We start from the raw sequence: 14056 nt of genomic DNA on the forward strand, positions 1-14056 counted from the left end.
CTGTGAGTGTCCACACAGATTTGCTTGTCATATTGTTAAAGAGCGTGCCACTTCTATCAAGGCTAAGCCTTTCAAAATGGCGCCTTAGACGCTTAGGTCGTTTGGCTGAGGAGGCGTATTCTACACTCTCCAGTGTCGGCGTCAAGCGCTTATTTTAAGAAGTTTTTCAAGCGATGATTCTTTGTTCAAGTCACATCTAATTGAGCTTCTAAAGCGATTGTCACCTGAGGTTAATTTCCGTAGAAGTTAATCTCTCTAACACTGCTGCAAGTCCCGCTCTATCTAGCATTAAAGCTGGGTAGTTGGCCTGCTGTGCCGTGTCAGTGGATGCGCATTATAGGGAGTTTTGATCTGAGCGCAAGGGCTTTTTTGAAACAAAAATGATGTTTTTTCAAAAAGCTATATTAAGCACACCATACCCACTAAATACCCCCAGAGTTATCCACAAAAGCTTCGCCTCTGTCGATATTTTCTCCACTGGGATAATCAGTCTAGTACAGTATTTTGTAGATGCACGGACAATTCTAAACAATTTCTAGTTTTCACTCATGGGTATAAGGCTACTCTCTTAGCTTATTTCGATTTGCACTACCAAACCGCTTTACGAGAAAGCTATATAGAAGGGTAATAAGCTGTATACCTGAGGGCTTTTGATTCTACATCTATATGCGTCTCTCAAGTGATGAAGTAAGCATGGCTATATATAGTCAAAACCTTACGGTAAGACTTGCTTAAACTTCTATAACCTAAAGCTGACTCTACTATATAAGAAGAAGGCGTTTCTGCTCACCTTACTTATCTTTGACTTTAGTGACCTCAATTACTGCTACTAGACAGCAACAAAGTAGTTATGAGCCGAGCCTTAGGTGTAACAGTAATATTAAGCTTGAAACCAGCTTTGTTTAACTTACCTTTAAGACTTCGTCATTTAATCCGACATTAAAGATGCATTTATTTGTTTTAGAGTGATCCCTATAACAATGCGGTGATTGTTAGCTTCAACCAATTGTTAGTACGTGTTTGAATAAACTAAAACCTATTCTTCTTGGCTGAGGTATTATCATGCACAACAACGTTAAAGCATTACTCGCAACCACATTGTTATTTTTCAGTAGTCAAAGTATGGCGAGTAGCGGCTGCGGATTTGAAGATAAGCAAGATGGCTTTCTAGCAACTTGCAGTGAGGAGAAACAAGAAGTGATTTTAACTGGTGCAGTAACACATCAAGAACTTAACGAATTCGACTGGTTTAATGACGAATACAAAAACTATAAAGCCGATACAGCGCTAATTACGCAACTACAGAAAGTCGACAAGCCAACCCAAGTAACCGTCATAATAGGTACATGGTGCCCTGACTGCCATCGTGAAACGCCAAGATTTATTCGTCTTATTGAAGAGATTAATAACCCGAATATACAGGTCACTTATATTGGTGTTGATAGAGAGAAGCAAGATCCACAAGGTTTAGCAGCTAACTACGATTTCAGCCGTATTCCTACCTTTATTATCGAGCAAAATGACGAAGAGATTGGCCGTATAGTTGAAAGACCTGAAGTGTCTTTAGAAGCTGACTTAGCCAAGATTTTAAAGTAACCAATTCTATATAAAAGAAAAGGCACTCTATTGAGTGCCTTTTTTGTTAGTTCTACTAAAGCTTATCACTTACCAAGCTTTAGCTTAGAAGCTTTGAGAGAATGAAACCCAGTAGCTGCGGCCCATAATGTCATATAAGCTACTTTCATAATCACCATTTTGCTCAAATGAAGGTTCTTCATCAGTTAGGTTGTTAACACCAACGCTGATAGAGTTATTCCAAGGCATCATGTACGAGTATGTAATAGTGTGATAAATCAATGAGTCAATTTCATACTTTGAACCATCATCATTAATATCATAAGTTGACTGGCCATCGATGTAATCAGCTTTGTAGAATAAGCTATGGTCATCGGCAAAGATGTAGTTAGTGCTAAAGCTTACACGATCATCAGGAGTCCCTGATGAACCAGCCCAGTTTTTAGATACGACTAGTTCCCCCCCAACTGGAGCACTATCGGTATACTTGATATAGTGAGACCAAGCTAAGCCAAGTTTGAACTCACCCACACCAGTTTCGAAAGTTGCTGCAATATTGGTATCAATACCTTCACGCTCAGCAGTACCGAAGTTTTGCAGCACGTTTTCCATCTCAGTTAGCTTACCTGAGCTGTTACTTGAAATGCTCGTTCCAGGGTAAACAACTGAAATATCAGGACGTGCAACGCCCATTGCGTCAGCTGCTTCCCATAGTTTTGCTTGAGTATAGACAAGTTCATTATTACCAATCTGACCAATTAGGTTATCTGTTTCAAGTACCCAGTAATCAACGGTCATGTTAACGTTATCAGTAATATCCCAAACCATACCTAAGTTATAGCTTTCTGACTCTTCAGGACCTAAGTTTTCATTCTTATCAACATAAACTGGAATGCTATTTTCAATAGTACAACCATCAACTACGCCAGTTTGCTCATAACATTGCATATAGTTCGTTATGTCGTTCCAACCTTCACTTGGTGTCATGTTTAGCTGTGATAGGCTTGGAGCTTTAAAGCCAGTTCCCCATGATGCACGTAGCAATAGTGGTTCAAACAAGTTATATCGAATAGACACCTGTGGGTTAAACGTGTCGCCAAAGTCAGAGTAATCATCATAGCGCGCAGCTAGGTTTAGCTCTAGGTTATCAAGTAGCGGTATGGTCATTTCAGCAAAGATAGCTTTAATATCACGCTCACCTTCACCACCTGAGCCACCACTTGCACCTTTAATCAAACCGGCTTCAGATAATGCATCTACTTTAGAATCTAATGACTCTTCACGGTATGATGCACCAACGTACATTGCTGCAATGCCTGAATCGAGTTCAAACAGATCGAAACCTGCACCACCACTCAATTCTGCATAAGAGGCTGTTTGACGCATATCAAAGTTGGCCATACCGCCACTTGGCGCGACAGAATTTGGATCGCGAGGGTCCCAACCAACAAACGAATTAGTTGCATCATCCCATGAACCTACAAGATCTGTTGATGCACCTTTCAACTCATAACCGGTACCCCAAACAAAGTTATCGTAGCGGTTATAAGTAGCTGTAAAGTCCCAGTCGACGTATTCGGTAGTGCCTTGTAAGCCAAGCAAGATATCATACATGTTGTCATGGTTTTCGCGTACACGGTTACCCGCTGTGTCATAACGATATAACATGCGTGCATCTTCAGGTGTTGCAACTAAATCTAAACCTTCTGCAGTAGTATAGGCAGGCATAGCATCTGGGAAATAGATGTAACCCGGTACTGGTGCAGATTGGTCGATAGTTTTGTTTGATGCCCAATAAGCACGAGCTGTTAGCTTAATATCATCGGTAATGTCGTAGCCATAGTTGATCAATGTATTGGTTCTTTCACGATCAACATCAAGCGCTGCAGCATTAGTATAGTTGTAAGCACATGACGTCTCACCAGCATATTTACTGTCAGACAATGGCCCTACAAAGTTATCGCCGTAAACATCTGCACAGGTACGATCTGTATTAGAAAATGGTGCCGCGTATGCCCAACCACCATTTGGTCCCATATCCAATGTACGACCAGTCTGACTTAAGCCAACCCAACTACGGTAGTCAGTTGGATCTTCGCCGTCTCTAACGTGTGCATTAGTGTATGGGCGATCACTCATCAAGATTTTATCTTTCTTGTAGTGCTCCATGGTAAATACAAGATTACCATTTTCAGAGTTCAAACCACCTGTGAATGAGAAAGAGTGGTTATCACCGCCTTCAGCTTCAGTTTCTTCTGCACGGGCTTTAAATTCGATACCTTCAAAGCTTTTCTTCAAGATAACGTTTACAACACCCGCTACCGCATCAGTACCATAAATCGCTGATGCGCCATCAGATAGAATCTCAATACGCTCAATCGCTGAAGTTGGAATGGTGTTGATGTTAGCTGCTGCACCACCAAGAACTGGAGACTTAGCCATACGCTGGCCATCAAGTAGAACCAAGGTGTCACTAGCACTTGCACCTTTAAGCTGAATCGTTGCCTGTGAAGACCAGCTGTTGTTTGCCGTACCGCCATAAGAACCGAACGAGTTCAATGTCGATGAACGCAACGCATCACCTACGGTAGAGAAACCTGCTACAGCCATATCTTCAGCCGTAATGGTTGTTACTGGCGTTGCACCTTCCATATCAACACGCTTTAGACGTGAACCTGTAACCTCGATGCGTTCAACACTATCTTCTTCTGCTTCTACTGCGTATACAGGCGCAGAGAGGGCCACTACACCACCACACGCCAAGCTAATAAATTTAGCAACTTTATTAAATTTCATCTTCCATCTCCCAAGAATATAATTTTTATAGTGCTATTGCTTAAAGGGGCGCATCCAACCAAATAGACCACAACAATAAAACAAAGCAGCAACATAAGTATCACATACTTTATTTTGTATGCAATATATCATTTCTGTTACAGCTTTTACTTTATTCCAAAAAAAAGACTATTTATTCAACTGAACGCGTTAACAACTAACACCCCCTGATAGAGAGCTTGAGGATGAAACATTAGCCACTCAATAATTAGGCGGCGTGTAGACCTATATTCAAAAAAGCTATTTCATAGACGAATATTGCTAGCCCTCTCTACTTTAACTAAAGATGCAAAATGTATAAAAAGTGTCTAAATATTTCTAAGCATAAAAAAACACTTTCCTTGGCTTTAAAAATTGGAATATTGAAAGAAGAGAGCTTAGATTTCAATGGCGATTAGTTATGGCTAAAAATAAAAAAAAGCCGCATTTGCGGCCTTTTTATTGTTGCGTTAGCGACTACTTCTAAATTAGAAATCGTAACGAACTGATGCTCTTACATAGCGAGGAGTCTGGAAACTATCTGGGTAACCATAACGAAGGTTCTTCGCGCCACTGTCGAACTCGTACTGCTCATCAACACCTTTAACACCATCGAAATTGAATAGGTTATATACATTCAACTTGAGGTTCAGGCGACCAGCTTCATTAAAGTCCATAGTGTATGACAAGTTTAGATCAATGTTATATATCCAATCAGTACGCCCCATGCTGCCACGTGGCGCAGCTTCGCCGTCAGCATAAAAAGATGATGCTCCATACCAATCTCGGCCATAACAGGTTCCATCGATTGCTACAGCCTGTACGCAGTAGCCTTGATCTTCAGGGTGTATTCCAAAGGCATTAATTGGTCGGCCTGATTGTAGATATGAGTTAAAGCCAACACTGAAATCATCAGTTACGTTATAAACACCATACAGTTTAAAGTTATGACGACGATCATTAGGTAAGTATCCATCACCGTTGTCCATTAGTTCAGGATAATCGAATGACGTAGTCCAACCTGGATCGGCCTGCTCATTATCCGAACGGACCAAACCTTCGGTATTACCTTCACTCTTAGACCAGGTATAAGAACCATTTAGTGTAAAGTCTTCTGTTACATTACCACTGAAGTTCAGCTCAATTGCCTTATAGGTACGCTCAGCTTCCGGGAACCCCATCTGATCAGCATTAACATTGACGGTTTCTTTAACTCCATCACCATCAACATCATAATAGATCTCTGTTCCTATTCCTGGGTTCGTTAGTGTTGGGAACCAACCACCAACAAAGTAATCTTCAGCACTTGTTTCACCATTACCGGCATGCCATGTATTTGCATCATAATTATCTAAAATCCATTGATTCATACCGTAGTTAAACGATACATCTTCAATCGATTGCTTAAGATCGCGATAAACACCACGAACACCAACAGCCCAATCATCACTTACCTGCTGCTGATAACCAATTGCAAATTCATCTGAATACATTGAGCCCGCTTCATTGTTAAACAGCTGATCAGCATCAGGTACAGATCCATCTGCAACAACTCGACGGCTAATTTCATCACCTAATATTGGAGAGCCATCAGCGTTTACACCATCAAGATGGCTAACTATATGGGAATCATAAGCAGCTGACGCCATACGTAGATTGGTATTTGGTGATACTGGCTGAAAATAGCGACCATAAGAAGCGTATAGCTTACTTGCACCGTCACCGAGTACATCCCACGTTGCACCTAAACGCGGAGCAAACTGACCATCTAGGTCGACATACTTGTCACCTGAACCAGTAGTATTACTAAATTCGCTATAACGTACACCAGCATTAATAGTTACAGTATCTGTTACGGCCCAAGTATCAGAAACATATAGCGCGGTATGAACATTTTCTGTTTCACTATTTTTGCCCCAAATACGTAAATCAGCATATTCAGTGCCTTCAGCAAGGCCATAGGCATTATCTGGGCCAGCAGCAAAGTACTCGTACCAACCATCCCCATGAGGTGTATAGATATCAGCAATTTCTAAACGTTCATAGTCATAGCCTGCTCGTAATGTATGATCGCCAATAACCCAATCTAAATCGATACGGTAAGTAATTCGCTTATCTTCTGTTTCTGAAGAACCATAGCCTACCCAGTCACCTAGTCGCTCCCAGGTTCCTGAACGCAGATCCCAATAAGTAGACTGATCTAAAGTACCTGAGTTATCTTTAGTCGATTGAGTGATCTCGCCATACATTGCAGATAAAGTGATGTCATCTGTTAGATAACCGGTATAAAGCGCATTCCAACCAATTCCGCCATAAGTGGTTTCAGTTAGACCAATTTCATCACCACGACCACCATCTTCATCTCGATAGTACTGAGTACTTTCATAATCACCTTCATTACTAAAGGCCATTACACCAATTGAGTGATCTTCGTGAATAAACCAATCGACTTTAGTGAACCAACGGTTAGTTTTCCACTCGCTATCAGCAATCTCATTCTCACCATAGCCAGTGACATCTTCTTCAAACGGGTTCCATAAACCATAGAAGAATAGTTTATCTTCTATCAAGGCACCTGAAGCCCAGATATTATATTCGGTCTCTTGCCAATAACCTTCCTTTGCTTCCTCGATCGTACCGTCATCTTTCATACGCAGCGTAGGCTCTGCTAATGAATCAGGCGCAATTTCAGCCTTACCACCAAATTTCCACTCATTATCACCAGACTTAGATACTAGGCTAACAACACCACCAATAAAACGACCGTATTCAGCAGATACACCACCAGTTTGAACTTCTGTTTGTGCAATAGCTTCCCAAGGAAGATCAATGTCTCCCATACCTTTACGCAAATCAGTAATATTCAATCCGTTTAGGTAATAACCATTTTCGGCAACCGATGAGCCGCCAATAGCAACACCACCAAAACCATCATCACCAGCTACTGAGCCAGGGGTTAATAGGGCAATTGCAGTTGAATCTAGCTCAACCGGTAATTGGTTTAGCTCACTCATTGAAATAACTTGTGACGTTGTAGTGCTAGAGGTATCTACACGACTAATTCTTGCACCACTAACTGCAATACGCTCTACACCCGAATCTTCTAAATCGAGAGCAACATCGAAAGTCAATGCATTACCCATAGTCACTGCAATGTTTTGCTCACTGACTTTGTAGTAACCATCTTTAGAAATGGACACGGTATATTTACCAATTGGCAGTCCTTTAAGAGAGAAGCTACCGTTGGCACCAGTAGTCGTTTCTCTCACAATTCCTTTTGTCTCATGCTTGATGATCACTTTTGCATTACTGAGGTTAGAACCAGCTTCAGTAGTAATATGACCTTGCATCACACCTAAACCATCGGCAGCCATCGCTGCAGGTGCAGATAAAAATAGAACCGAACCGACGGCTAGAGCCGCCAGAGTCTTTTGAGGTCTATATCGCTTTAACGCGTTACTTCCAGACATAATTTATTCTCCCTTAAATATTCTCTGAGTAGCGCCTAGCCAAAAGTATTATTCGTTATTTTGTTGTAAAAACAACCAAGCGCAACAAAATCGTAACATCAAACGAATACTTTATACAATGTGCTTTATTCAAAAACTTCATATTTACAAGGGGCTTATAGGATTTGCAAAAGCATAATGCTTGGATAGAAAGGCAGGAAGTTGATGTAATTGTTAACAAAATTAACAATTACATTTTGTAAAACTTATTAATGATCATCGGCCGATTAACCGCCTTAAATTAGCCAAAATGGTAGGTAACGGTGATTAAGTTGACATGAGTACGCTACAGCCTGACTCTCCGAGTTCTTAGGTTTAGTCAGAGTTGCTTTATCCAAGTCCTATACAGATATGAGAGACCCCGAAAAGATAAACTACATTTGGATATCAAGCTCAGGTCTAGATTGAACACATAATAATTTTGCTAATGGGAGTCTGTGGCAGATGAGGTCATAGGGTAACTATTACGGTTGAGCAATAAGTTTGTAGATAAGGCACATTTAAAATAAGGAGGCTAAGATTTATGACATAATTTAAGCGGAGTGTAAGTAAAGCGACGGGAACAAAGTTTAAATATTGTTAGCTAAAGTCTGTAAAACCCCTTCACGCAAAGCGCCGCCTGAAAGGTATAGTTTGTCAATTTCAAGTAACTCAAACAGGGCAAGCAGAATTGAAATACCTGCGGCAAAAGTGGGGGCTCTGTCGTGATTAAGACCAGGAATGGCCAGCATAGACGCACTATTTTGCGCTAAAATTTCTTGCTTTAAATTGAGTAGCACATCTAAGGTGACAACCGTTGAACGGTTACGATGATTGAGCAGTTCGACTACCGACTGCACACTACCCGATGCACCAACGACACAATGCCAACCTAACAATTTAAGCTCTGATAGTTGCTCACCAAGCACAGCTTTTACATTGGCTTTAGCACCATCGAAATCTAATTGCTGGAATGGAAAGTGACTAAAAAAAGACTCATTAAAAGTCACGCAACCCATAGGCAAACTGGTTTTGAGTAATACCTTTGTGCCATCACCAATAATGAACTCAGTGCTCGCACCACCAATATCGATGACTAGGCGACGCCCCTCACCTTCTGTGGTTGCAACCATCCCCTGATAAATAAGTTCGGCTTCTCGCATGCCAGAAATAATCTCGATGGGATGACCTAAAATGGGCATGGCTCGTCGACAAAAGTCATCGGAATTGGAGATGTTTCTCAATGTAGCCGTGGCAATCACAGCGACATTATCAGCAGAAACACCTTCTTTATCGAGCATATCAGCAAACATGCTCAGGCAGTCTAAACCACGCAACAACACCTCTTCACTCAGGGACCCATCGGCTTGGATCCCTTCGGCTAAGCGGACTTTACGTTTATACTTGGCAATAACTTTAGGCTGCTGAGCAACGGTTTTTGCGACCAGCATATTAAAACTATTTGAGCCTAACGTAATGGCAGCATAAAGAGGTGGTGTCATTAAGCTTTATCGCCTACGAATGTCTACGGGTACGGTCATGACGACGCGGACCATTACGTTGACCGCCCTGAGGACGCGTATTACCGCCTGTACCACGTGTGTTACGGCTATGAGTAGCTGGCTTACGATGAATGCGCACTGGTGGCGGAATATCATCAAGCAGCGCATCGCTGTCGTAAGACGTAACTGGAATTGAGTGCTGAATATAAGACTCAATAGCAGGTAAGTTCAATGCGTACTCTTCACAAGCAAAGCTAACCGACACACCTTTTTGACCCGCACGACCAGTTCGACCGATACGGTGTACATAATCTTCACAATCATCTGGTAGATCGTAGTTATATACATGTGATACATCAGCGATATGTAAACCACGCGCAGCGACGTCGGTCGCCACTAGAATATCAATCTCACCTTTGGTGAACTGCTCGAGAATGCGTAAACGTTTCTTTTGCGGTACATCGCCAGTTAGCAAGCCTGCGCGATGTCCGTCACCTTCAAGCCATGACCAGACTTTTTCACAGCTATGCTTGGTATTTGAGAACACGATGGCTTTTTCTGGCCAGTCTTCTTCAAGCAAAGACAATAGCAAAGGCATCTTCTCCTCCATCGATGGATAGAAGATCTCCTCTTTAATGTTCTTTGAGGTTTTCTCGTTTGGCGCAATTTCAACTTTCTCAGGTTCGTTCATGTGGTCATATGCAAGTTCTTGCACTTTCATTGAAAGCGTTGCAGAGAACAACATGTTCAAGCGTGATTTAGCATCTGGCATACGTCTAAACAAGAAACGAATATCTTTAATAAAGCCAAGATCGAACATGCGATCCGCTTCATCAAGTACTACAGCTTGAATGCTACTTACATTGATAACACCTTGGCGAACGTAATCAATAATACGACCCGTGGTGCCAATTAAGATATCAACGCCTTTATCCAGCACTTTACGCTGAACTTCATAGCCTTCACCGCCGTAAACAATACCCACTTTAAGACCAGTATGTTTAGCCAATAAGTTAGCATCTTTAGCAATCTGAATTGCCAATTCACGGGTAGGAGCCATGATAATCGCACGAGGCTGGTTTAATTGGCGCTCGGCAGGAATTGGCGTTGATAGCAAGTGGTTAAAAGTGGCCACTAAGAAGGCCAAGGTTTTACCTGTGCCCGTTTGCGCCTGACCCGCTATATCTTTTTTTTCTAATAAAATCGGTAACGACAAAGCTTGAATTGGGGTACAAAACTCGAATCCAGCTTCGTTAAGTGCTTGATGTACTTCTTTATGTAAAGGGAAGTCAGCAAACTTTTGTGTAGATAAATGTGTTTCGCTCATAGCGCAGGCTTACCTGTAAAAGGTTGCAATAAAAAACTCGATCGTTTGAAATAGCGATAGAATTTTATCACGGAAAATTGATGCACACTCTGAGAAACGTTTAGCACGATATTTTTAGCATCGGTGACGGAATCATTATTCCCTCTATTTTAGCTGATGCGATGAAATCTAAGCGTGTATTTAGCGTTCTCTTAGGACAATTTTAAACGCATCTAGGCGTTAAACGTCGTTGACGTAGGCTAACTATGCCTGTAAATCAGCGTCTTGTCTAAATCGTTTTTTGTACTAAAGAGTGCCGACATTAATATTTGCATAACTTTTAGCTTGAAAAGCTATTTTACCGACCCAATATACAGGTTAAGCCATTAACAAACCAGCAATGGCAACCAAACTGGAGAACAACAATGAGCGACAAGATTGTATACCTAAGCGACGACAGCTTTGAAAATGACGTAATTAACTCTGAACTGCCTGTTCTTGTTGATTTCTGGGCTGAGTGGTGTGGTCCATGTAAGATGATTGCCCCAATCTTAGACGACGTAGCTGAAGAGTACGAAGGTAAGATCACAATCGCGAAGTTGAATGTTGACCAAAACAACGTATCACCAGCTAAATACGGCGTTCGTGGTATCCCAACTCTATTGCTATTTAAAGCAGGCGAGCTTGCAGCGACTAAAGTCGGCGCACTGTCTAAGACTCAGCTTAAAGAGTTCATCGACGCTCAGCTTTAAATCACCAAATTACCGTTTAATCACAGATCCGACGGTATATAAGTGACTCCCGACACAGCTTCAATAAGAAAATGTGTCGGGTTTAGCTAAACTTCTAGACGCCCCGCCCTGTTAGTGCTACTTTAATAACCAGAAATATTCAAATTAACCCACTTCTCGCTATCCGATCGATATTCAATAAGCTACAAAACCTTTGATCGTAGATGGCATTGCCACGTACAAAACAAGACCCACCACGATGAATTTATCAGAATTAAAAGACACCTCGATTTCAGATTTAGTCCAGCTTGCTCAAGACATGAAGCTAGAAAATATGGCTCGTGCTCGTAAGCAAGACATTATTTTCTCTATCCTTAAAGCCCACGCTAAAAGCGGTGAAGATATTTTCGGTGGTGGCGTTTTAGAGATCTTACAAGATGGCTTTGGTTTCCTTCGTAGCTCTGATGGTTCATATTTAGCGGGCCCAGATGACATCTACGTATCACCAAGCCAAATTAGACGCTTTAACATGCGTACTGGTGACACGATTTTTGGTAAAATCCGACCACCAAAAGAAGGCGAGCGTTATTTTGCCCTTCTAAAAGTAACCGAAGTTAACTTCGACAAGCCTGAAAACTCTCGCAACAAAATCCTATTTGAAAACTTAACACCTCTACATGCAGAAGAACGTATGCGTATGGAACGTGGTAATGGTTCAACTGAAGACATTACTTCACGAATTCTGGATTTATGTTCACCAATTGGTAAGGGTCAACGTGGTCTTATCGTTGCACCACCAAAAGCGGGTAAGACTCTACTACTACAGAACATGGCGCAAAGCATTACTTACAACAACCCTGAAGTGGTGTTGATGGTACTACTTATCGACGAACGTCCTGAAGAAGTAACCGAAATGCAACGTATGGTAAAAGGTGAAGTTATTGCTTCAACTTTCGACGAGCCAGCAAGCCGTCACGTACAAGTTGCCGAAATGGTTATTGAAAAAGCTAAACGCCTAGTAGAACACAAGAAAGACGTAGTAATCTTACTTGACTCTATCACGCGTCTAGCACGTGCTTACAACACTGTGATCCCTTCATCTGGTAAGGTGCTAACCGGTGGTGTTGACGCTAACGCACTACACCGTCCAAAGCGTTTCTTCGGTGCAGCTCGTAACATCGAACACGGTGGTAGCTTAACGATTATCGCTACAGCGCTTGTTGATACCGGCTCTAAGATGGACGAAGTGATTTACGAAGAGTTTAAAGGTACAGGTAACCAAGAGTTACACCTTTCTCGTAAAGCTGCTGAAAAACGCGTGTTCCCTGCAATCGACTTCAACCGCTCTGGTACCCGTCGTGAAGAGAAACTGACTACGCCTGACGAACTACAGAAGATGTGGATCCTACGTAAGATCCTAAATCCTATGGATGAAGTTGCAGGTATGGAGTTCCTTATCGATAAATTGGCAATGACCAAGACTAACGATGAGTTCTTCACTGCGATGAAGCGCGCTAAGAGCTAATGAGCTTTTAATATATCGACCTAGAGTCGCTATAAACAGAAAACCGCATTCGTGCGGTTTTTTTGTATCTATTTTATAAGAATGCTACTTATACCAATCAGTATAGACATTTAGTCACTCAATCCATACGACGCTTTACTCGCTCAAGGCGGATTTTACAGCGCCGCCTGAGCATATCTCTAAGTAACAAAACTACAGGTGTCACATGTTCTCGGCCGGGGCAGACTAAATATAAATCAGCCTCCTCGCCTTGATAATCGTTGAGTAAGGGCACCAATCGTCCAGATTCAATATCGTCGGTAAGATCTAACCAGGACTTAAACACTAATCCCTGCCCTGCAACCGCCCAGCGCCGAGCGATATCGGCATCATTGCAGGTACGATTAGCCGTCACTCTCACCTTATGTTGCTGGCCATTTTTATTGAAGATCCACTGATCATGTGTGCGCTCATCTAGCATAAAGAATAAACAATTATGTTGCGGTAATTGCTCTAAAGAAATCGGTTCACCAAATTGTCTAATATAGTCAGGCGAAGCACACAGTACTCGGCGTGAATTACAGATTTTAAAGGCCACCAGCGCAGAGTCTTTTGGTTTACCTGAACGCAGCGCCACATCGATCTTGTCACGATAGAAATCCGATAGATTATCGCCAATATGCAAGCGCAGCTTAAGCTCTGGATACTCCAAAAGAAACTCATCTAGCCAAGGCAATAAAACGTTACGCCCAATATCTGAAGGAACCGCAAAGCTCAGTAGGCCCGAAATACTAGCCTGACTGCTCTCTATCGCTCTATGACCCAAGTCTAGATCCACTAAAGCTCGACGGCAGTGTATTAGATAACGCTCACCTGCATCGGTTAACCTTAAGCTGCGTGTGCTACGAATAAATAGAGTTGTACCTAACTCTTTTTCAAGTCGCTTCAAGCCTGCACTTGCAACAGCAGAGGAGATATCTAGCTCAACAGCGGCTGCAGTAAGGCTGCCACAGTCAGCTACCCTGATAAACAGTTTCAGATCGTTAAGCTGCATTATCAACTTTCCATTTATAAATACGCATCTATTAATATCAAATTGTAGATAAAGGGCGGCTAAACGTCACCTACAAAAAAGC

General features: G+C 41.9%; 8 protein-coding genes. 3 read left to right on the plus strand and 5 right to left on the minus strand.

The window, feature by feature from the left end; genetic code table 11:
* Nucleotides 1-1062 precede the first annotated feature (1062 nt).
* Nucleotides 1063-1596, plus strand: coding sequence for a thioredoxin family protein (locus K5Q73_RS19135; protein WP_220765563.1), 534 nt, complete (start codon nucleotides 1063-1065; stop codon nucleotides 1594-1596).
* A gap of 84 nt (nucleotides 1597-1680) precedes the next feature.
* Here the strand turns inward: K5Q73_RS19135 and K5Q73_RS19140 are convergent, their stop codons facing one another.
* The 4 genes from K5Q73_RS19140 to rhlB all read right to left on the minus strand — a co-directional run bounded on the left by K5Q73_RS19140 (nucleotide 1681) and on the right by rhlB (nucleotide 10706).
* Entirely contained in the window at nucleotides 1681-4371 is a 2691-nt protein-coding gene (locus tag K5Q73_RS19140; RefSeq protein WP_220765562.1) for a TonB-dependent receptor domain-containing protein, read from the minus strand.
* A gap of 506 nt (nucleotides 4372-4877) precedes the next feature.
* The gene (locus K5Q73_RS19145; protein ID WP_220765561.1) at nucleotides 4878-7859 is read right to left on the minus strand and encodes a TonB-dependent receptor; all 2982 of its coding nucleotides are present in this window, start codon (nucleotides 7857-7859) and stop codon (nucleotides 4878-4880) included.
* A 608-nt stretch (nucleotides 7860-8467) separates the two neighbouring features.
* Complete coding sequence (locus K5Q73_RS19150) at nucleotides 8468-9379, minus strand: exopolyphosphatase (RefSeq protein WP_220765560.1); 912 nt, start codon at nucleotides 9377-9379, stop codon at nucleotides 8468-8470.
* A gap of 13 nt (nucleotides 9380-9392) precedes the next feature.
* Nucleotides 9393-10706 carry an ATP-dependent RNA helicase RhlB gene (rhlB, locus tag K5Q73_RS19155; RefSeq protein WP_220765559.1) on the minus strand — a complete coding sequence of 438 codons (1314 nt, stop codon included), beginning with the start codon at nucleotides 10704-10706 and terminating at the stop codon, nucleotides 9393-9395.
* A 404-nt stretch (nucleotides 10707-11110) separates the two neighbouring features.
* Here rhlB and trxA point away from each other — a divergent pair, with 404 nt between their 5' ends.
* Together trxA and rho are read left to right on the plus strand one after the other, a co-directional pair.
* Nucleotides 11111-11437 (plus strand): thioredoxin TrxA, encoded by a 327-nt coding sequence (trxA, locus tag K5Q73_RS19160; RefSeq protein ID WP_012278950.1) that lies wholly within the window; start codon nucleotides 11111-11113, stop codon nucleotides 11435-11437.
* Nucleotides 11438-11675: 238 nt separating this feature from the next.
* Nucleotides 11676-12941 (plus strand): transcription termination factor Rho, encoded by a 1266-nt coding sequence (rho, locus tag K5Q73_RS19165; RefSeq protein WP_220765558.1) that lies wholly within the window; start codon nucleotides 11676-11678, stop codon nucleotides 12939-12941.
* A 118-nt stretch (nucleotides 12942-13059) separates the two neighbouring features.
* On the opposite strand, the gene K5Q73_RS19170 is transcribed toward rho, so the two are convergent.
* Nucleotides 13060-13974, minus strand: a complete 915-nt coding sequence (locus tag K5Q73_RS19170) for a LysR family transcriptional regulator (RefSeq protein ID WP_220765557.1) — start codon at nucleotides 13972-13974, stop codon at nucleotides 13060-13062.
* Nucleotides 13975-14056 lie beyond the last annotated feature (82 nt).

The sequence above is a fragment of the Shewanella sp. MBTL60-112-B2 genome, from assembly GCF_019655055.1.
In the GTDB taxonomy this organism is placed as follows: Bacteria; Pseudomonadota; Gammaproteobacteria; order Enterobacterales; family Shewanellaceae; genus Shewanella.